Source organism: Arthrobacter sp. THG-b23, from assembly GCF_059091265.1.
On sequence record NZ_JBNHGM010000002.1, the window covers coordinates 441,888 to 460,060 of the forward strand.

Sequence of the window (18,173 nt, forward strand, 5' to 3'; positions counted from 1 at the left end):
GCGGAAGGGCCGGAATGCTCTTGCTGCCGGCAGGTTCCACAGCATCGGGGGACGACTAGGTCCGGGATGGCCGCCGACAAGAGTTTTCAGCTGCCGAGCGCTTCAAAGCCCGCCAGGTACCCCAGGGTGTGGCTGGTGAGCAGGACGGCCGCGAGGATCCCCAGCACGCCTGCCACCATCAGCCAGTCCGCGCCGGTCAACGGGACCCTCCGCCAGATCGTCCGCGGGCTCAGGCCCAGGCCCCGCGATTCCAGCGCCTGGGCCATCCGTTCACCCTTGCGCACGGAGACGACCAGCAGGGCGAACGCCGCGTTTCCGTGGGCGCGGAGGCCGCGCGGCAAGGAACCGTCCGGACGGAGCCGGGCCCGGACGGCGTGGGCCTGCCGAATGGTCAGCCATTCCCGCGGCATTTCCTGCAGCATGCGGTACCCGGCCAGGATGGCGTAGGTGATCCGGGGCCCGAGCCGGGCGTGCTGGTGCAGGCTGCCCATCAGCGCGACGCCGTCGGTCGAGGCAATAAAACCGATGGCAAGAATCCCGATGATCAGGGTGCGCAGGGCCAGGGAACCGCCGACGGCGAGGCCCTCGACCGTAATTCGCAGCGGCCCGGAGGTCCATAACACCTCGCCGGGCCGGCTCAGCGCGTTGACCATGAAGATTCCCAGCCCGAAGGCGACGAAGGGTACGTGCGCCAGCGCCAGGGTCCTGGGCCTGAGGCGTGTGGAGGATGCGACCGCGGCCAGGGCGACCAGGTAGAGGAAGGCAGGCGTCACCGGATCGAAGATGAAGACCAGGGTCAGCGACACCACAAACAGGAGCGCGAGCTTGATGGTCGGATTGCGCCGCGCCAGGACGCCGCCGGCGACGGCGGAAACCGGGCCAGGGGCGAAGGCGGCGCTCATGCCCGGCTGCCGATCTGCGGATAGACCGTATCGGCGCGGGATACGGCGGCGTCGAGCCGGTCGAGGACCCGCCGGATCTCGTGGTCCGAGGCGAACTCGGCCAGCAGCCATTCGATCAGCGGCGGCAGCCGCAGGCCGGCGCGCTGCAGGACGGCAGGGTCGCGCAGGATGTCGAAGACGGGGCCGTCGGCAATCACCGTGCGGTCCGCGATCACGATGGCCCGGTCGGCCAGAGTCGCGACGGTACGCAGGTCGTGGCTGGAGAAGAGGATGCCGCGGCCAGCGGCGGCGGCCTCCTTGAAGGCTGCCACCGTGGCGATGGTGTCCCGCCGGTCGAGGCCGAACGTGGGTTCATCCGCCAGGAGCGCAGGCCGCTCATGGGCCAGCATGGCCGCCACGCTCAGGCGGCGCTTTTCGCCGCCCGACAGCCGAAAGGGACTCTGGTCGGCCACATGGGTGAGCCGGTGCTGCGCCAGGAGGCGGCCGAAGCGTTCGGCGGGAGCGTCGGGAAGGCCGTGCCGGACCTCGTCCCGGACGGTGTGCGCCACGAACTGGTGCTCGGGATTCTGGAACACCATCCCTGGACGTTCCCCGTGGACGGTTCCCGTCGCCGGCGGTAGTAGCCGGGCGAGGGTGAGCAGCAACGAGGTTTTGCCGGCCCCGTTGGCTCCCAGCAGGGCTGCGATTTCGCCGCGCTTCAGCCGGAGGGTCACACCATGGAGAATGGCCGCTTCCGGCCGGACATCCCCCGCATTCCGGCGCCTCTTCCGTACGGGCGCCGTCCGCGAAACGGAGAGGTTCTCCGCGGCCAGCACCGTCTCGCCGACGGCGGGGGCCGCGCCATCCGCGTCGTGGTCAGGCGCCGACAGTTGCCGCAAGTCCGAGCAGACGTCGGGCGCGCCGAGACCGCCGGTCCGGCCGGTGACGGCCAGCAGTTCCGTCTCCAACGGCAGCCAGCATCCGGCCGCGTTCAGCCGGACTGCATGGACCCCCAGCACTTCGGCCGTCACGCCGTCGGCCAGGACCTGGCCTGCCTCGCCCAGGACGACCGCCCGGCGCGGCAGGCCGGCTATGCCAGCTACCCCGGCGTAGTCGTCCAGCCGGTGTTCGACCAGCACCACTGCCGGTCCGTAAGCGGCCGTGGCAGCGGTGACGGCGTCCCGCACGGCGGCCAGGCCTGCCGGATCGAGCATGGAGGTGGGTTCGTCGAGCAGCAGCAGGTCCGGTTCGGCGATGAGGCTCGCGGCCAGCGCCACCCGCTGGCCTTCTCCGCCGGACAGCTGGGCCGTTTGGCGGCCGCGGAGGCCGGCGGCGCCGACCGAGGCCAGCGCGGTGTCGATCCGTGCCGATATCTCCTCGGGAGGCACCGCACCGTTCTCCAGCGGCAGCGCCAGCTCCTGTTCGACGTCCGGAAGACAGACCCCGGAGGAGGGATCCTGGGCCAACACGCCGACGTGTCGGGAAAGTTCGGCGACCGAGGAATCGGTTGTGGCCACGCCGTTCACCGACACCGTGCCGGCCAGGGTGGCGACCACCGAGTGCGGAACGACCCCCGTGACCGCCTGCAGCAGGGTGGACTTTCCCGACCCGGAGGCCCCAAACACAATCAGGTGTTCGCCGGGCTTGAGCCGCAGCATGACGTTGCGCAGCACGGCTGTGTCCCGCCGGGGGAAGCCTACGGATACGTCATTGAGCTCCAGGACCGGGTCAGCGGTGCGCATCGGTTGTGCCCAGCCGGGCGCGGCCGATCGCGAAGTTGTCCACCACGCCGGTCTTCGCCAGCCCGTCGACGATGATCTTGCCCAGCAGCCCGCCCAGGATCACACCGGAGATTAGGTGGATGACCAGGCGGGTCCAGAACAGGTCCTGTCCGTACCAGCCGGACCGGAACGCCGAATAGAAGAAGACCAGGCCGGCGCCGAGCAGCCCGGACAGGGCGTAGGTAAGCCAGCCGTAGGAACGGTAGCGGGTGGCCGAGAACGGGATCTCGCTGCCAATGCCCTGGATGGCGGCCGCGATAAAGAGCAGCGGACCGACGGCGGAGCCCAGGAACACCACCTCTATCACCGAGGCCAAGACTTCGGCCAGCACGCCGGCGAAGGGACGTTGAACGATGGCGATGGCGATCGGAGCCACCAGCAGCCAGCTTCCGGCCAGGAAGTGCTGCGACAGGTCTCCGGCCGGCCCCATCAGCAGGGACAGGGCGGTCCAGGCCTGGACGAAGACCCAATAGAGGAAACCGAAGACGACGCCCAGGACAACCAGGAGGACGAGGTCCTTCAGGGTCCAGGCACCGCGCGGGAGGGCATGCTGCTGCGAAGACGATGATGGCATGGCTGGTCCTTCCGCTTCAGGAGGCGCTGGGGCTGTTGATGGACAGCGTCGCGTGCGTCGTGACGTGCTGGACGGAACGGCCCACCAGGATCCAGCCGGCGGCAATGGCCTGCAGCACCTGGGCCACATCGCCGTCCAGACGGGTGACAAAATGCTCCGCCCGAACCGCAACACCGGTGGATTTTGCATAGTCGATGGCGGCGTAGATATCGCGCATGTGGTCGGCTGAGGCACCGCCGGTACCGCCGTCGGCCAGGGGATACAGCGCCCAGTCGGCTGCGGCCTCGATTCCGGTGGGCTCCAGCTCCGGGATCTCCGAGTACAGGGCGGCGCCTCCCTCGGGTATTTCGCAGCTGACGCCGCCGGGGCAGCCCCGGGACAGGAGCACGGAGGCCGAGACGTGCGCCCCGGTGCGTCCCGCCGCGGCAATCACCTGGCTCAAGTAGCGCAGGACATCCTGCTCGGCGCCGGTCAGGTAGGTGCTCACCTTGCCGGTCTGCACCTCGAGGCCGGTGGCGTCGGCCTGGTCCAGTGCCGTCAGGATGACGTCGGCGTAGTTGTCGGCCATGACCGCCAGGGTCAATCTCGCGCCCACGCCGAACTCGCGGGGAGTGGCGGTGAACTTATCGCTGCGCACGGCAGCAGTAGGGGTGTTCGTCGCGGTGACGATCGAGTCTGATGTTCGCATTTTCGCGCCCTTAGGTTGTTAAACGGGGCACGGGTAGTAAAGAGTCAACGTCCCTGCGCTGGCATGATCTAGATCAGGTTCGACGGTCGAAACTTGAGAAGTTTCCTCTCAGCCCGGCTCACCGGACTCCCGTGTTGCCCACGAGTCTAACCCATGGCGCGCACCGCCCGCGAAAGGTTTAAGCAGGGGGTGGTAACGCAGCGGGGCACGGACATCGCTGCCCGCGCCCCGCCGTCGTCAGTCCTGCTATTCGCTGATCAGGTCCCGGACCACGATGGTCTGGTCGCGGTCGGGGCCCACGCCGATGGCGGAGAACCTGGTGCCGGAGAGCTTTTCGAGCGCCAGCACGTAGTTGCGGGCGTTCTCCGGCAGGTCTTCCAGCGTCCTGGCGCCGGTGATGTCCTCGGTCCAGCCCTCGAAGTACTCGAAGATCGGCTTGGCGTGGTGGAACTCGGTCTGGGTCATCGGCATTTCGTCGTGCCGGACGCCGTCCACGTCGTAGGCCACGCAGACCGGGATTTGTTCGATGCCGGTGAGCACGTCCAGCTTGGTTACGAAGTAGTCCGTGAAGCCGTTGACCCGGGCGGCGTGGCGGGCCAGCACGGCGTCGTACCAGCCGCAGCGCCGCGGCCGGCCGGTGTTCACGCCGAACTCCCCGCCCTTCTTCTGCAGGTACTCGCCCATGTCGTCGAACAGTTCGGTGGGGAACGGCCCGGCGCCCACCCGGGTGGTGTACGCCTTGATGATGCCGACGGCACGGTTGATCCGGGTGGGGCCGATGCCCGAGCCCACGGACGCGCCGCCGGCCGTCGGGTTGGAGGAGGTCACGAACGGGTAGGTGCCGTGGTCCACGTCCAGGAAGGTGGCCTGGCCGCCCTCCATTAGCACGACCTTGCCCTCGTCCAGCGCCTTGTTCAGCACGTAGGTGGAGTCGATGACCATCGGGCGCAGCCGCTCTGCGAAGGACAGGAAGTACTCCACGACTTCCTCCACGTGCACGTCCCGGCGGTTGTACACCTTGACCAGCAGTTCGTTCTTCTGCCGCAGCGAGCCTTCGACCTTCTGCCGCAGGATCGATTCGTCGAACACGTCCTGCACGCGGATGCCCAGCCGGGCCACCTTGTCCATGTAGGCGGGGCCGATGCCGCGGCCGGTTGTGCCGATCGCGCGCTTGCCCAGGAAGCGTTCGGTCACCTTGTCCATGGTCTGGTGGAACGGGGCCACCAGGTGGGCGTTGGCGGAGACGCGCAGCCGCGAAGTGTCCGCGCCGCGGGCCTCGAGCCCGTCGATCTCCTCGAAGAGGGCCTCAAGGTTGACCACGCAGCCGTTGCCGATGATCGGAGTGGCGTTGGGGGACAGGATGCCGGCCGGCAACAGCTTCAGCTCGTACTTCTCCCCGCCGACGACGACGGTGTGCCCGGCGTTGTTGCCGCCGTTCGGCTTGACCACGTAATCCACGCGGCCGCCGAGCAGGTCGGTAGCCTTGCCTTTTCCTTCGTCGCCCCACTGGGCTCCGACGATCACAATTGCTGGCATGGGATCCTCCCCCATTCGATGCGGCGGAAGCCCCGGACAGACTGCACATCAAGGAGCCGCTGCCGCGCATGAGAACGCCCCTCACTCCGGGTGGAGTATTTGGGGCTCTTACCCGCCAAGTTTAGCCGATGGGCCCCAAACGACCGGAATCCGCGCCGCCCAATCGGTTCCATGGCGGAAATCGGAAAGCGATCGCGGCCCCTAGCTCCCGGAGCGGGACGTCGCTCCCGGGGCCGAAGCCGGAAAGCGGTTGCGACCCCTCAGCTATTGCAGCCCCTCCAACTACCGCACCCGGGACGTCGATTCCGGGGCGGAACCCGGGACGGCGCGTCGAGTGGAGAGAAGATGCAGCGAAACCGGGCATAAGCGTGCATCTTCTCTCCACTCGAAAAAGCGGGGCTTCTTGTGCCCGGATGCGGCAGCGGTTCAAAGGATGCGCAACGCCCCACAGCACGACGAGGGAGCGCGGCTTGCTCTGGCTTGCACCGCCTGGGCCGGGTAGCCTGCGGGACATGGCCCCCTCTCAACCGATGGCACGGATCGGCATTTCCGGCTGGCGATACCCGCGCTGGCGCGGCACGTTCTACCCGAAGGGCCTGCCCCAGCGCCGCGAGCTGGAGTATGCCTCCGGCCACCTGAATTCCGTCGAGATCAACGGCACGTTCTATTCGCTGCAGCGCCCCTCCAGCTTCCGGCAGTGGCACGCCGAGACGCCTCCGGACTTCGTGTTCGCGGTCAAGGGCGGGCGGTACATCACCCACATGAAGGGCCTGAAGGACGTCCGCGACGCCTTGGCGAATTTCTACGCTTCGGGGGTCTTGGGCCTGGGCGAAAAGCTCGGACCGTTCCTGTGGCAGTTGCCCGAGCGGGCCAACTACGACGCCGAGGTGATGGAAAAGTTTCTGGTCCAACTGCCGCGCAGCACGCACGCCGCCGCCGCCTTGGCCGCCGGGCACACCGACCTGATGAAGGACCGGACCTGGATCCCCGACGACGGCGCCGACCGGCCGCTGCGCCACGCCCTCGAGATCCGCAGCACCACGTTCATCAACGAGGAGTTCTTCGACCAGTTGCGCCGGCACAACACTGCCCTGGTGCTGGCCGACAGCGCCGGCAAGTGGCCGATGCTGGACGAGATCACGGCCGACTTCGCCTACGTCCGGCTGCACGGAAAGGACGAACTCTACGTCAGCGGCTACCGGGACGAAGACCTGGACCGGCTGGCATCGACGGTCGCCGGATGGCTGGACGGCTCGGGCTGCCCCGACGGCGCGGGCCGGGATGCTTACGTGTACTTCGACAACGACGTCAAGGTCCACGCACCGTTCAACGCGATCGGGCTGGCGCAAAGGCTGGGCCTGCCTACCGGCCCGTGACCAGCGGGAAGCGCCAACGCGTGCCCACCCGCGGCAGACGGACGCTGCCGGGTTCCGCCCATGAACCCGCGGCCCACCGCCGCCTAACCTAGAGCGTGCCGCCCTATGAGCTACAGCGCGCCGCCGGAGGCCTCGAGGTAGCAGGTGCCGCAGAGCGACTCGTACCAGACGTCTTCGCCGTCGATGGCAACCTGCTCGCCGTCGAACACAATCTCCCCGCCCACGCGGCGCGTGTTGAAGACCGCCTTGCGGCCGCAGCGGCAAATGGTCTTCAGCTCCTCAAGGGAGTGGGCGATTTCCAGCAGCCGGCGGGCACCCGGGAAGGCCTGGGTGCGGAAGTCGGTGCGGATGCCGTACGCCAGCACCGGCACGTTGTCCATCACCGCGATGCGGAACAGGTCGTCGATCTGTTCCGGCTCCAAGAACTGAGCCTCGTCCACCAGCAGGCACGCCACCGGCTGCACGTCCACGTGCTCCAGCAGGGCTTCGGGATCCTCGCCGGCGGCCACCCGGCCGAAGTGCTCTCGAACGGATTCACCCGGGCGGATCAGGAAGTCCACGTCCCGGGCCATGCCCAGCCGGGAGACGATCTTGCTGTCCCCCTTGGTGTCCATCTGCGGCTTGGCCAGCAACACGCGCTGCCCGCGCTCCTCATAGTTGAAGGCTACTTGGAGCAATCCGGTCGATTTGCCGGAGTTCATCGCCCCGTAGCGGAAGTAGAGCTTGGCCAACGCAGTCCTTTCAAGCGGTCCCAGCAGTCGATTCTACTGAGCCGGAAGCCGGGCGGACGGCAGCAGGGTCGGCGCGCGGCTCCCCCGCAGCGCAAGACAGGGTCGGCGCGCGGCTTCCGCGCAGCGCACGAACGGGATCAGGGCGGCCTCTTCGCAGCGCACGACCGCGATCAGCATGGCGTCCGCGCAGCGCCTTGGCGGCAATCACGGCGCGGATTCCGCAAACTGCTTGAAGCTGGCCAGCTGGCCGGAATCGGCCTCCGCGATCGCCCGCCGGATCTGTTCCGCCATGCCGGCCAGCTCCTCGCTGACGACGACGTCGGCAGTCAGCGTCAGCCGGGTCGCGCCGCCGTCGCCGTCCAGTTCGTAGCGGTAGTCAGCCCGCACGTCCCCCTCCGACGAGGTAATGGTGATGCTGCGGCCGACGTCGAGCTCGGTCACCGTGCTGCTGCGGTCGTGGCCCTGCGAGCGGAAGCTGATGGCCTGGCCGACCGCCAGCGGCCCCTCGGCGTGCATCTCGTTCACGCCGGGCATCCATGCGGGCGCCGCGGCCCAATCCGTCAACAGCGCCCACGCCCGCGCCGGCGGCACATAGACCTGCTCGGTGGCCGTGAATGCCGTGTTCGCACCCATACCTGCATCATGCCTGCCCGGATGCCGCGGCGAAAGACCGCGCGGCCGATCGAAGGCAAGGTCGCGCGCTTGATAGGCAACCTAGAGGTTGCCTATCATGGAAGGGTGGACACGGTTTTCCAGGCCCTAAGTCATCCGACTCGGCGGATCTTGCTGGACGAACTGGCCGCGCACAACGACCAGACGCTGTTCGAGCTGACCGTGCGCCTGATCAACAACCACCATCTCGCCATCACCCGTCAGGCTGTCACCAAGCACCTCGCGATTCTGCGTGAGGCCGGCTTGGTGACCGCCAGCAACCGTGGACGCACCACCATCCACCATCTGGATACTGCCCCGCTAAGCCATGCGAGGGAATGGCTCGCCAACCTCCCGCCCTCTTCGAAGGAGACACCATGATCATCACCACCGCCAGCATTTTTGTGGACGACCAGCAGAAGGCCCTCGAGTTCTACACCGAGAAGCTGGGGTTCCAGCTCAAGAACGATGTTCCCGTCGGCGACGACCGCTGGCTGACCGTTGTCTCGCCATCGGCCCCGGACGGCGTGGAACTGCTCCTGGAACCGTCCGGCCATCCGGCGGTGAAGCCGTTCAAGGAAGCCCTGGTCGCCGACGGCATCCCCTTCAACAGCTTCGGGGTCGACGACGTGCACTCCGAGTACGAGCGCCTGACCGCGCTGGGAGTGCAGTTCGTTCAGGAGCCTGCCGACATGGGACCGGTTGTCACGGCCGTGTTTGACGACACCTGCGGCAACCTCATCCAAATTGCCAGCACGAAGCAGGCCTAGCCGGGGTCTCGCTCCATCGAGCGCGCGGCGGGGCCGCGCTCCGTTACTCGCGCACCGGTCAGTCCAGGACGCGGCGCCGGACCGACGCTGACAGCTCTTCGGCTCGTCGCACCATGTCGTCCGCCTTCTGCGTGTGTTCTTTCAGCGACTCCTGGATGGAATCCTCCCGGATGGAGGCCAGGTTGGCCTCGACCGTGATCCGTGCCGTGGCGGCGGCGGCCCGCGCCGCTTCCGCGGCCACGGCAATGTCGCTCAGGACGTTGGGATTGCACACCCCCACCAGCTCTGTGCCCAGACGCACGACGGCGGAGGCCAGGTCCAGCTGGGCCCTCGCCGGGAGCGTCGCCTCCACGAGCGCTTCCCGGATGGCCGCGCTGCGACGGCTGCGTTCGTCGTCTGTTGTGGTCGGGAGTTTGTAGCAGTCGACGACCCTGCGGAACTTCTCCTCGTCGGAGACTGCCGCGTGCACTGCCGCCCGGGTCAGATCGCCGGCCTCGGCCAGTATGGCGTCCAGGTCCGGATCCGGGCCGGAGTCGGCGGAGGCACCGCCGTCGTCGCGCGCCGAGCCCGCGGAAGTACCGCCGTCGTTGTGCCCCGAGCCCGCGGAGGCGCCGCCGTCGTTGTTCTTCGCCGCACTCCGCTCGGTAAACCGTGTCACCATGCCGATCAGCGCCGCTGCCTGCGCCGCGTGGATCGCGCCGACCGCGCCGGCGCCGGGCGTGGGCTGGTTGGAACCGAGCCGTCCCAGATACTCGTCGATGGTCTCGGATCCGCTCACGATCCGGCTCCTTCCGTTGATCCAGCGGCCGGGCCGCTGCTGCCTGCTCCCATCTCTGCATCATGCCCAACAACGGATCTGCAGGAAAGTGCCGGACGGGCTGGCGGACACGGGACAGCCCCCGCCCAGGGGCCGAAAACGGGAGCTGCCGTGCGGCGAGCTCCCGTTTTCCACCCCGAGGAATTTGTTGCTGATCAGGCGTCTTCGATGGCCGCCTTGGCGTTGGGGTCCGAGTCGGCCAGGAACTTGCCGATCCGGTCCACTTCTTCCGCCTCGCCGATGGCACCAGCGGCGCGGCCCAGGGCGTAGAGCGCGCGCAGGAATCCGCGGTTGGGTTCATGCTCCCAGGGGATGGGGCCGGCTCCACGCCAGCCCGCCCGGCGCAGGGCGTCCAAGCCGCGGTGGTAGCCCACGCGGGCGTAGGCGTACGAGTCGATGGTCCGGCCTTCGGAGTAGGCCTCGTCGGCAAGGATCGCCCAGACCAGTGAGGAGGTGGGGAACTTCGCGGCCAGGTCCAAAGCTTCGTCGCCGGCCTCCAGCCGGGCCAGGACGTCGGTCTCCTCCGGCAGGTAGGTCGGCTCCGGGCCCAGCAAGTTGGTGCGGAACGATTCGGTCATTTACTTCACCGACTTTCCGGCCGAGCCCAGCCGTTCAGCCGCTTCGACAACCCGGGCTGCCATCGACTTCTCGGCGGCCGCACCCCAGACACGCGGGTCGTAAGCCTTCTTGTTGCCGACCTCGCCGTCCACCTTTAGCACGCCGTCGTAATTGCTGAACATGTGGCCGGCGACCGGACGGGTGAAGGCGTACTGGGTATCGGTATCCACGTTCATCTTGATGACGCCGTAGGCCACGGCGTCGGCGATCTCCTGCTCGGAGGAGCCGGAGCCGCCGTGGAAGACCAGATCGAACGGATTGGTCTTGCCGATCTTGGCACCGACCTCGGCCTGGATCTGCTTGAGCAGCTCGGGGCGCAGCTTCACTCCGCCCGGCTTGTACACGCCGTGCACGTTGCCGAAGGTCAGCGCGGTGATGTAGCGGCCCTTCTCCCCTGCGCCCAGCGCCTCGATGGTCTTCAGCCCGTCGTCGACGGTGGTGTAGAGCTTTTCGTTGATCTCATTTTCGACGCCGTCTTCCTCGCCACCGACGGTGCCGATTTCCACTTCCAGGATGATCTTGGCCGCGGCGGTGCGGGCCAGCAGGTCCTCGGCGATGCGCAGGTTCTCCTCCAGCGTCTCGGCCGACCCGTCCCACATGTGCGACTGGAAGATGGGGTCCTCGCCGCGCTTCACGGCAGCCTCGGACTCGGCCAGCAGCGGCAGCACGAAGCCGTCCAGCTTGTCCTTCGGGCAGTGGTCGGTGTGCAGCGCCACGTTGACCGGATACTTCTTGGCTACTTCGCGGGCGAAGGCGGCGAAGCCCAGCGAGCCGGCGACCATGTCCTTGACCCCGGCGCCGGACCAGTAGGCGGCGCCGCCGGTGGACACCTGGATGATGCCGTCGGAACCGGCGTCGGCAAAGCCCTGCAAGGCGGCGTTAAGGGTCTGCGAGGAGGTCACGTTGATGGCCGGGTAGGCGAAGCCGCCCGCCTTGGCGCGGTCAATCATGTCGGCATAGATCTCAGGGGTTGCAACGGGCATGCTGACTCCTTGGCTAGCGATACGGATTCGAAGGCGTTGCCTCTGAGCCCATCCTATCGACTCGTGTCCGGGCAGCGGCTGCGGCGGCGACTGTGAACCGGGGTTACGCCCGTTGCCTGGTTGAGCCGCCGGGTCGCTCCGGGCCCTCCACGTGGCGCCGCCGACCGTGGCAAGCTGGAATCATGACTGAGACCCCGCCATTCCACGGTCCGCGCGATCCCGGCGACGCCTGGGTGGAGGGGCCGGACGGCACGCGGATGTGGGGCCGGTTTGGCTCCGCCGGGCTGCTGGCGGTGGACCGCGAGCGCGGCATCCTGCTCCAGCACCGCGCGCAGTGGAGCCACTTCGGCGGCACCTGGGGAATTCCCGGCGGGGCGCGGCATCAGGACGAGCCGGCCGTTGATGCCGCCCTGCGCGAGGCCAACGAAGAAGCCGACGTCCCTGTCGACGCGCTGGCGCCGCTGTTCACCTCGGTGCTGGACCTGGGCTTCTGGTCATACACAACCGCCGCAGCCAGGACCGTTCGCCCGTTTGAACCGGAAATCACCGACGCCGAAAGCCTGGCCCTGGCCTGGGTCCCGCTGGATGAGGTGGACCAGCTGCCGCTGCATCCGCACTTCGGCGAGGCGTGGCCCAGGCTCCGCACGCTGCTGGAGCACCCGCCGGTGCTTGTGGTCGACGCGGCCAACGTGGTCGGCTCCCGGCCGGACGGCTGGTGGAAGGACCGCCCCGGCGCCGCGCGCCGGCTGCTCGCCTCGCTGCACACCGCCCTGGAGCTGGGGCTTCCCGCGGACCTGTTGGAGGTGCCCGCCGGCACCGTGTGGCCGCGCACCGTCGTCGTGCTGGAAGGCGCCGCAAAGGATGCCGCCCCCGCGGGGCCGGCGGGGCCGGCAGGTGCGGGGAACCCGGATGGGCAGGCACGTCCGGCAGAATTTGCAAGCCCAGATGGGCACGACGGCGGGGCGAACCGGGCACGGGCCCGCGTCGCCGCGGACTCCCCGGTGACGGAGCAGGACGGCGAGGCAGCAGCCCAGGCCTCGGCCGCGCGCCGCCGAGGTGTGGAAATGGAAGTGGTGCACGCGGCCGGGTCGGGCGACGACGAGATTGTGGCTCAGGTGGAGAAGGCGTTCGGCACCGACCCCGAGGCGCCGGTGACAGTGGCAACGTCGGACCGCGGGCTGCGCGAACGGGCTGAAAGCCTCGGGGCGCGCACCGTCGGCGCCGGAGCGTTGCTGGACCTGCTCGGCTGACTGCGGGCTCCAGCTCCGCGCCACTCCAAAACCGTCAGTTTCCGCCGAACCGCAGCCTCGGCACCGGGCCCATCGATACAGTGGTCACCTTTTCCGGGCCCTGCCGGTGCCCCAACTGTCCATGTTTCGGCGGGTCCCGAAGCATCGCCGCAGGTCAGGGGCCTGTGGGCAACCAAAACGTGGACAGTTATTGCTAAAGCTGGGAAGTTAGCCGCGCCTGGCGCCGCAGCGCACCGCAAACGCCGTGCGTGGCGCTAGACCGGCTGGGCGAAAACGTGGCGCCGGATCCACGCGTGCATCGCGATGGCCGCGGCGGCGGAAGCGTTGATAGACCGGGTCGAGCCGAACTGCGCGATGGACAGCGTGGCATCGGCCGCGGCGTGGACCTCCGGCGTCAGCCCGGGCCCCTCCTGCCCGAACACCAGCACGGCGTTCTCCGGCAGGTCGTAGGTCTCCAGCGGCACCGAGTCGGGGAAGTTGTCGATACCGATGATTCGCAGGCCCTCGCCCTGCGCCCACGCCACGAAGTCCTGCACGGTGGGATGGTGCCGGACGTGCTGGTAGCGGTCGGTGACCATCGCCCCGCGCCGGTTCCACCGCCGTCGTCCAATGATGTGCACTTCCTTGGCCAGGAAGGCGTTGGCGCACCGCACCACCGAGCCGATGTTGAGGTCATGCTGCCAGTTCTCAATGGCCACGTGGAAGTTGTGCCGGCGGGTGTCGAGGTCCGCGACGATCGCCTCGTGCTTCCAGTAGCGGTACTGGTCAGTCACGTTGCGTCGGTCGCCGTCGGCCAGCAGCTGCGGGTCCCAATGGTCGCCGTCGGGCAACGGTCCGTCCCACGGCCCGACGCCGATGGCCGGCTCCGGCCCGTCGGTTACGGAGGCGTTCGGGGCGGCTTCGCGCGCGCCGGTCTTGGAGCCGTTCGGGGCAGTCTTCGACCCGTCGGTTTCGGGGCCATTGGGGGCCACCTCCGACCCGTCGATTTCGGGATCATTGGGGGCCGCCTTTGGGGCATCCGGCCGCTCGCCCGAACCGCCGGTCAACCTCGGTCCGCCCCCGGTTTCACCTGCTTTTTCTTCCACTCCACAAGCCTAGGGGACAGACGGCAGCCTCACGCACCGTGGCGCGTGAGGCTCCGTGGCAGGAGCCGCCCGACGGGCCTACGGCAGGTTGTGCACGATCAATCGAGGATGATAAGCATGCTGAGTAACGATTCATCGGAAAAGGAGTTTCAATGGCTGAACTGACCACCCCCGAGGAACTTTTCGCTTTCAAGCTGGGCGTCGCCCTGCGGTCGGAACATGATGTGCTCAAGATGCTCGAAGAGAACCAGAAGGTTGCACGGAGCCAAGAGCTGAAGGAAATGCTCAGCCACCACCAGGACGAGACCCGCGAACAGATCACGTATATCGAAAAGTGCTTCAAGGTCTTGGGCCTGGAGGCCAAGGAGCAGCGCTCCCCGGTGAGCAAGGGCCTGGCCGAGGAAGCGCAGGCCGCCTTGGACAAGGTGGACCCCAGCTTGGTGGACATGGTCATCGTGGCCGGGGCGCTGGACACGGAACACCATGAGGTCGCCTGCTACACCACGCTGATTACCTCCGCGGAGGCCCAGGGCCAGACCGAAGTCGTCGAACTGCTTCAGCAGATCCTGGGCCAGGAGGAAAGCACTCGGGACAAGCTGACCGAGTTCGGCCGGAAGCTCGCCCAGGAAGCCGTCGCCAAGTAGCGCGGTTGGACCACGCGTGGGCCGGGTCGGCTTACGCGGATAGCGCAGCAGGCACGTGAATACCCGGCCGGCGCACGAAGTTGAAGGGGAGCGGAGAGCCGTGCAGCGGCACCGCTCCCCTTCGCATGCCTGCCGCTCCGCTCCACCGCAGCGGCCGCTCACGTCTCCCGTGGCACCGCTCAGCTCCGCGTTCTCAGCCAAGCTCCCCGTGACGCTCAGCGGGTGGAACCCCGCTGCCGCCCGCTGCCCTTGTCAGTAGTAGCGCTTGCGGGCGCCGACCACCGGCAGCGGGAAGAATTCGTCCACCACCTGCTGGATGATCGGCACGTAGATCGCGGAATTCCACTGCGGACTGGCATGGGCCGGCCGGGCCCCTTCGGTGACCAAGTTGTTGGTGAGGAAGTTCGCCTCATAGTTGACCAGCCAGCTGCGCCGGGCGGTTGAGTAGTTGACCGTCTGATCCCCCGGGTTGCCCATCCAGGCAATGCGGGTGTCGCCGATGCTGTGGCGGAAGCGGTACGCGTCGAAGTGATAGATGTACGAGGACTGGGACTGGATCAGCGTGCTGGACACGGCCAGCGGCGACAGCTGCTCCATGGTCTGCTCCACGATTTGGCGCCAGCTGCGCTCATCCTTGTGCACGATCCGCTCGCCCAGCTCGTATCCGCCCCGCACGTAACTGGGCACCCGGTAGCCGGCCTCGAACAGGAAGACCACGCCTTCGAACATGGTCTTGTCCAGCACATCGAAGCGGCTGTACGGGGACGAATCCATCAGGATCAGCTCCACCGGGAAGCCCTTGGCGCGCAGGCGGGCGGTCATTTCCACGGCCACCATGCCGCCGAAGCTGTGCCCGTAGAAGTAGAGCCGTTGCAGGTCGTTGTCCTGGATGTGCTTCTGCAGCACCTCGGTCAATTCGGCCAGGTCCAGGCCGCGGTTCGAATACCCCGCCACCGCCAGCCGGCCGCGATCCACCAGGCCGCCGCGCAACGAGTTTAAGATCCACAGGCCCTCTTCCCAGCTGGTCTTGTACCCCGGAAAGAGCACCCAGCTGGTGCGGGGGAAGCGCCGGTCCGCGCGTTCGTCGTCCAGCGTGAGGATCTGCGCTTCGTTGCGCATCTCCTGGATGGCCCGGGTGGCCGCCAGGTCGGCGGCGGTGCCCAGCCCGAAGGCGGCACCGATCAGGAACGAGCGGCGCGAAACCCGATGCAGGCTGCTGGCCAGGCGCAGCTGGCGGAAGGCGTGGTTCCTGCGTACATCCATCATGTGAGCGGGCCGGCCACCGGCGGCTAATCCAGCTCCAGTTCGTCCTTGCCGAAAGCGAAGAGGTACGGCACGCCGGCTTCGGCCTCGATGCGTTCCTTCGCGCCGGTGTCGCGGTCCACAATGACGGCCACCGCCTTGACCTGCCCGCCGGCCTGGCGCACGCCTTCCACCGCGGTCAGCGCGGAGCCGCCGGTAGTGGAAGTATCCTCCAGCACGACGACGGGGCGATCCTTTACCTCCGGACCCTCCACCTGGCGGCCCATGCCGTAGGACTTCTGCGCCTTGCGCACGACGAAGGCGTCAACGGCCCGTCCGCCGTCTCCGGCGGCGTGCATCAGTGCCGTCCCCACCGGATCGGCCCCCATGGTCAGGCCGCCGGCGGCCTCGAACTCGATGCCGGCCTCGTCGAGCATCGCCAGCACGACCCTGCCGACCAGGCGCGACGCCTCATGGTGCAGGGTGACCCGGCGCAGGTCGATGTAGTAGTCGGCTTCGGCACCGCTGGAGAGAGTGACCTTGCCGCGCACTACGGCCAGTTCCTTAATCAGTTCGAGCAGGCGGGCGCGGTCGGCCGCTGGATCGGCCGCAGGAGTCTGGGTCATGGCTCTTAGTCTATGGGGTTGCCCCCGCCGCACCGGGAATCCATGACAGGTCTTGCGGTCCCCGGGCGGGGCCCCAGACCCGACGCCGCCGGACGCCGCCGGAAGGCGCCTGAGCCGGCTAGAGCCCGCGGACCAGCAGGTTCGGGTGCAGCTGCTCCCAGCCCTCGGCGAGGTCTTTGCCGGCGTCGAAGTTGTCCTGGACCAGCTTGGCCCACGCCCCGGACGTGCCGAGTTCAACCGGATCCCGCCCAGTACCGCCGCAACTGCTTGACGCCCCGGAAGCCTCCACATCCACGATGATCACGCACACGCCGCGGTCGGCCGGGTTGTCCGGGACGGCAGCATAGAAAGCGAAGTCGCCCTCTTCCGCCAACGCCCGGACACTGCCCGGCGCCACACGCAGGACCTCGGCCCCGCCCGCCAGCTTGTCGTCCGGGCCGGCGGGGGCCGCCAGCGCGCCAATTCCGGACTTCGAACCCCCGCAGCCCGCGAGTGCCAGCAGGACGGCGGCACCGGCCGCCAATGTGGTCAGTGTGCGCATGGCGCCCCGCCCCCTCGATAGACGTGTTGTCTCACGCTAGCCGCGGAGGCACGCGGCCGGGAGGCCCACCCCGTTACGAAGCGATAACTTCGCAGTCAGGCGGACGCGGCCGCTTCAATCGCTTCGGGCGAGAGCACGTGCCCGATCGCCAGCGCCACCGCCCCCAGCACGCCGGCGCGCTGCCCGGCCACGGACGGGGCGATCCGCAGATGCTCGGTCGCCAGCGGCAGCGAGCGCCGGTAGACCACTTCCCGGATCCCGGCCAACAGGTGCTCGCCGGCCTGCGCCAGCCGCCCGCCGATCACGATGACTGACGGGTTGACCAGGTTCACGCAGGTGGCCAGCACGTCGCCAATGTCCCGGCCGGCCTGGCGCACCGCCTGAATCGCCTGCGGGTCGCCGGCGCGGACCAGATCGATCACGTCCTGGCTGCTCTCGGCCTTCTTCCCCTGGGCCGAGAGCACGGCCGCCAGCGCCGGCCCGCCGGCGAGCGCCTCGAGGCAGCCGGTGTTCCCGCACCGGCACACCACGTCGTCGCCCCGGGGCACGCGCACATGCCCCAGGTCCCCGGCGGTTCCCTGGGCGCCGCGCTGCAGCTGCCCGGAGGAAATGATGCCGGCCCCGATCCCCGTGGCCACCTTAATCAGCATCAGGTCGGCGGTGTCGGGCCAGGCCATGGCCTGCTCGCCCAGCGCCATGATGTTGACGTCGTTGTCCACCAAGACCGGCACGGCGAAATGCTGCTGCACGAGTGCGGGGACGTCCACCCGGTCCCAGCCGGGCATGATCGGCGGATTGATCGGCCGACCCGTGTCATGTTCGACCGGTCCCGGCAGTCCGATGCCGAACGCGCCCAGGTCCGCCGCACTCCGTCCGGCGTCCTTCAGCAGCCGCGCCACGGCGTCGGTCAACCAACCCAGCACGATGTCCGGGCCGTTGGCGATGCTCAGCTCGGTGCGCTCCTCGGCCAGCACATCGCCGGAGAGGTCGGCAACGACGACCCGGGCGTGCGTGGCGCCGAGGTCTGCGCCGATCACCAGGCGGGCGGCCGGGTTGAGCGCGAACAACGACGGCGGCCTTCCGCCGGTGGAGGTCGCTCCCCCAATGGGGGCAATAAGCCCCAGCCGCATCAACGAGTCCACCCGGGCGGTCACCGTGGACCTCGCCAGGCCGGTCAACTGCGCCAGCTCTGCCCGGGTGCGCGGCTGGCCGTCGCGCAGCAGTTGGAATACCTCGCTTGCTCCGGCGGCCGGCTGGGTGGCCAGGCGTTGCGGCGGGGCGACATCGGACTTCAACACGCTTTCAGTACAGCACGCACCACTTCTGTTTGTCTCTAGCGAAACTAACAATTCGTGTTCAAACAACTTTTGCCTGACTCT

20 protein-coding genes and 1 riboswitch are annotated in these 18,173 nt (G+C 68.3%); of the genes, 5 read left to right on the plus strand and 15 right to left on the minus strand.

Annotated elements, in window-relative coordinates:
- Window positions 1–86 precede the first annotated feature (86 nt).
- The 5 genes from AC5RVD_RS05700 to AC5RVD_RS05720 all read right to left on the minus strand — a co-directional run bounded on the left by AC5RVD_RS05700 (window position 87) and on the right by AC5RVD_RS05720 (window position 5,460).
- Complete coding sequence (locus AC5RVD_RS05700; RefSeq protein ID WP_494126327.1) at window positions 87–902, minus strand: energy-coupling factor transporter transmembrane component T family protein; 816 nt, start codon at window positions 900–902, stop codon at window positions 87–89.
- A complete protein-coding gene (locus AC5RVD_RS05705; RefSeq protein ID WP_494126328.1) occupies window positions 899–2,623 on the minus strand; it encodes an ABC transporter ATP-binding protein in 1,725 nt (574 codons plus the stop codon). The genes AC5RVD_RS05700 and AC5RVD_RS05705 overlap by 4 nt, the downstream gene beginning before the upstream one ends.
- Window positions 2,610–3,236: an ECF transporter S component gene (locus AC5RVD_RS05710; RefSeq protein ID WP_494126329.1), complete on the minus strand. Its 627-nt coding sequence runs from the start codon at window positions 3,234–3,236 to the stop codon at window positions 2,610–2,612. Before AC5RVD_RS05710 ends, AC5RVD_RS05705 begins: the two co-directional genes overlap by 14 nt.
- Window positions 3,237–3,252: 16 nt before the next feature.
- On the minus strand, window positions 3,253–3,924 hold the full coding sequence (locus AC5RVD_RS05715; protein ID WP_494126330.1) for a YkoF family thiamine/hydroxymethylpyrimidine-binding protein: 672 nt from the start codon (window positions 3,922–3,924) through the stop codon (window positions 3,253–3,255).
- Between the two features lie 32 nt (window positions 3,925–3,956).
- A riboswitch (TPP riboswitch) is annotated at window positions 3,957–4,067 on the minus strand.
- Between the two features lie 103 nt (window positions 4,068–4,170).
- Entirely contained in the window at window positions 4,171–5,460 is a 1,290-nt protein-coding gene (locus AC5RVD_RS05720) for an adenylosuccinate synthase (RefSeq protein ID WP_493988550.1), read from the minus strand.
- A 512-nt stretch (window positions 5,461–5,972) separates the two neighbouring features.
- On the opposite strand from AC5RVD_RS05720, the gene AC5RVD_RS05725 reads away from it, so the two are divergent.
- Window positions 5,973–6,836, plus strand: a complete 864-nt coding sequence (locus AC5RVD_RS05725; protein WP_494126331.1) for a DUF72 domain-containing protein — start codon at window positions 5,973–5,975, stop codon at window positions 6,834–6,836.
- Between the two features lie 110 nt (window positions 6,837–6,946).
- Here AC5RVD_RS05725 and AC5RVD_RS05730 read toward each other — a convergent pair whose 3' ends face one another.
- Window positions 6,947–7,567, minus strand: coding sequence for a thymidine kinase (locus tag AC5RVD_RS05730; RefSeq protein WP_494126332.1), 621 nt, complete (start codon window positions 7,565–7,567; stop codon window positions 6,947–6,949).
- Window positions 7,568–7,771: 204 nt separating this feature from the next.
- On the minus strand, window positions 7,772–8,200 hold the full coding sequence (locus AC5RVD_RS05735) for an SRPBCC family protein (protein ID WP_494126333.1): 429 nt from the start codon (window positions 8,198–8,200) through the stop codon (window positions 7,772–7,774).
- Between the two features lie 105 nt (window positions 8,201–8,305).
- On the opposite strand from AC5RVD_RS05735, the gene AC5RVD_RS05740 reads away from it, so the two are divergent.
- Window positions 8,306–8,599: an ArsR/SmtB family transcription factor gene (locus AC5RVD_RS05740; protein ID WP_494126334.1), complete on the plus strand. Its 294-nt coding sequence runs from the start codon at window positions 8,306–8,308 to the stop codon at window positions 8,597–8,599.
- On the plus strand, window positions 8,596–8,988 hold the full coding sequence (locus tag AC5RVD_RS05745) for a VOC family protein (protein ID WP_494111072.1): 393 nt from the start codon (window positions 8,596–8,598) through the stop codon (window positions 8,986–8,988). Before AC5RVD_RS05740 ends, AC5RVD_RS05745 begins: the two co-directional genes overlap by 4 nt.
- Before the next feature lie 58 nt (window positions 8,989–9,046).
- On the opposite strand, the gene AC5RVD_RS05750 is transcribed toward AC5RVD_RS05745, so the two are convergent.
- From AC5RVD_RS05750 to fbaA, 3 genes are all read right to left on the minus strand, one after another.
- The gene (locus tag AC5RVD_RS05750) at window positions 9,047–9,766 is read right to left on the minus strand and encodes a cyclodeaminase/cyclohydrolase family protein (protein WP_494126335.1); all 720 of its coding nucleotides are present in this window, start codon (window positions 9,764–9,766) and stop codon (window positions 9,047–9,049) included.
- A 194-nt stretch (window positions 9,767–9,960) separates the two neighbouring features.
- Window positions 9,961–10,383: a DUF3151 domain-containing protein gene (locus AC5RVD_RS05755; RefSeq protein ID WP_494126336.1), complete on the minus strand. Its 423-nt coding sequence runs from the start codon at window positions 10,381–10,383 to the stop codon at window positions 9,961–9,963.
- Window positions 10,384–11,406: a class II fructose-bisphosphate aldolase gene (gene fbaA, locus AC5RVD_RS05760; protein WP_493977221.1), complete on the minus strand. Its 1,023-nt coding sequence runs from the start codon at window positions 11,404–11,406 to the stop codon at window positions 10,384–10,386.
- A 182-nt stretch (window positions 11,407–11,588) separates the two neighbouring features.
- Here fbaA and AC5RVD_RS05765 point away from each other — a divergent pair, with 182 nt between their 5' ends.
- A complete protein-coding gene (locus AC5RVD_RS05765; RefSeq protein WP_494126337.1) occupies window positions 11,589–12,656 on the plus strand; it encodes an NUDIX domain-containing protein in 1,068 nt (355 codons plus the stop codon).
- A gap of 254 nt (window positions 12,657–12,910) precedes the next feature.
- Here AC5RVD_RS05765 and AC5RVD_RS05770 read toward each other — a convergent pair whose 3' ends face one another.
- Window positions 12,911–13,513 (minus strand): TrmH family RNA methyltransferase, encoded by a 603-nt coding sequence (locus tag AC5RVD_RS05770; RefSeq protein WP_494126463.1) that lies wholly within the window; start codon window positions 13,511–13,513, stop codon window positions 12,911–12,913.
- A 380-nt stretch (window positions 13,514–13,893) separates the two neighbouring features.
- On the opposite strand from AC5RVD_RS05770, the gene AC5RVD_RS05775 reads away from it, so the two are divergent.
- The gene (locus AC5RVD_RS05775) at window positions 13,894–14,385 is read left to right on the plus strand and encodes a YciE/YciF ferroxidase family protein (RefSeq protein WP_494106917.1); all 492 of its coding nucleotides are present in this window, start codon (window positions 13,894–13,896) and stop codon (window positions 14,383–14,385) included.
- Window positions 14,386–14,637: 252 nt separating this feature from the next.
- Here the strand turns inward: AC5RVD_RS05775 and AC5RVD_RS05780 are convergent, their stop codons facing one another.
- From AC5RVD_RS05780 to AC5RVD_RS05795, 4 genes are all read right to left on the minus strand, one after another.
- Window positions 14,638–15,648, minus strand: a complete 1,011-nt coding sequence (locus tag AC5RVD_RS05780; RefSeq protein WP_494126338.1) for a thioesterase domain-containing protein — start codon at window positions 15,646–15,648, stop codon at window positions 14,638–14,640.
- 26 nt (window positions 15,649–15,674) lie between these two features.
- A complete protein-coding gene (pyrE, locus tag AC5RVD_RS05785) occupies window positions 15,675–16,253 on the minus strand; it encodes an orotate phosphoribosyltransferase (RefSeq protein ID WP_494126339.1) in 579 nt (192 codons plus the stop codon).
- Window positions 16,254–16,371: 118 nt separating this feature from the next.
- Window positions 16,372–16,794 carry a hypothetical protein gene (locus tag AC5RVD_RS05790; RefSeq protein WP_494126340.1) on the minus strand — a complete coding sequence of 141 codons (423 nt, stop codon included), beginning with the start codon at window positions 16,792–16,794 and terminating at the stop codon, window positions 16,372–16,374.
- A 95-nt stretch (window positions 16,795–16,889) separates the two neighbouring features.
- The gene (locus tag AC5RVD_RS05795; RefSeq protein ID WP_494126341.1) at window positions 16,890–18,092 is read right to left on the minus strand and encodes an ROK family transcriptional regulator; all 1,203 of its coding nucleotides are present in this window, start codon (window positions 18,090–18,092) and stop codon (window positions 16,890–16,892) included.
- Window positions 18,093–18,173 lie beyond the last annotated feature (81 nt).

Excerpts from the sequence above, each read along its gene's own strand:
- AC5RVD_RS05720 (WP_493988550.1), bottom strand. The coding sequence starts at position 5,460 with ATGCCAGCAATTGTGATCGTCGGAGCCCAGTGGGGCGACGAAGGAAAA.
- AC5RVD_RS05725 (WP_494126331.1), top strand. The coding sequence starts at position 5,973 with ATGGCCCCCTCTCAACCGATGGCACGGATCGGCATTTCCGGCTGGCGA.
- AC5RVD_RS05715 (WP_494126330.1), bottom strand. The coding sequence starts at position 3,924 with ATGCGAACATCAGACTCGATCGTCACCGCGACGAACACCCCTACTGCT.
- AC5RVD_RS05780 (WP_494126338.1), bottom strand. The coding sequence starts at position 15,648 with ATGGATGTACGCAGGAACCACGCCTTCCGCCAGCTGCGCCTGGCCAGC.
- pyrE (WP_494126339.1), bottom strand. The coding sequence starts at position 16,253 with ATGACCCAGACTCCTGCGGCCGATCCAGCGGCCGACCGCGCCCGCCTG.
- AC5RVD_RS05775 (WP_494106917.1), top strand. The coding sequence starts at position 13,894 with ATGGCTGAACTGACCACCCCCGAGGAACTTTTCGCTTTCAAGCTGGGC.
- fbaA (WP_493977221.1), bottom strand. The coding sequence starts at position 11,406 with ATGCCCGTTGCAACCCCTGAGATCTATGCCGACATGATTGACCGCGCC.
- AC5RVD_RS05765 (WP_494126337.1), top strand. The coding sequence starts at position 11,589 with ATGACTGAGACCCCGCCATTCCACGGTCCGCGCGATCCCGGCGACGCC.
- AC5RVD_RS05735 (WP_494126333.1), bottom strand. The coding sequence starts at position 8,200 with ATGGGTGCGAACACGGCATTCACGGCCACCGAGCAGGTCTATGTGCCG.
- AC5RVD_RS05745 (WP_494111072.1), top strand. The coding sequence starts at position 8,596 with ATGATCATCACCACCGCCAGCATTTTTGTGGACGACCAGCAGAAGGCC.
- AC5RVD_RS05710 (WP_494126329.1), bottom strand. The coding sequence starts at position 3,236 with ATGCCATCATCGTCTTCGCAGCAGCATGCCCTCCCGCGCGGTGCCTGG.
- AC5RVD_RS05755 (WP_494126336.1), bottom strand. The coding sequence starts at position 10,383 with ATGACCGAATCGTTCCGCACCAACTTGCTGGGCCCGGAGCCGACCTAC.
- AC5RVD_RS05705 (WP_494126328.1), bottom strand. The coding sequence starts at position 2,623 with ATGCGCACCGCTGACCCGGTCCTGGAGCTCAATGACGTATCCGTAGGC.
- AC5RVD_RS05790 (WP_494126340.1), bottom strand. The coding sequence starts at position 16,794 with ATGCGCACACTGACCACATTGGCGGCCGGTGCCGCCGTCCTGCTGGCA.
- AC5RVD_RS05700 (WP_494126327.1), bottom strand. The coding sequence starts at position 902 with ATGAGCGCCGCCTTCGCCCCTGGCCCGGTTTCCGCCGTCGCCGGCGGC.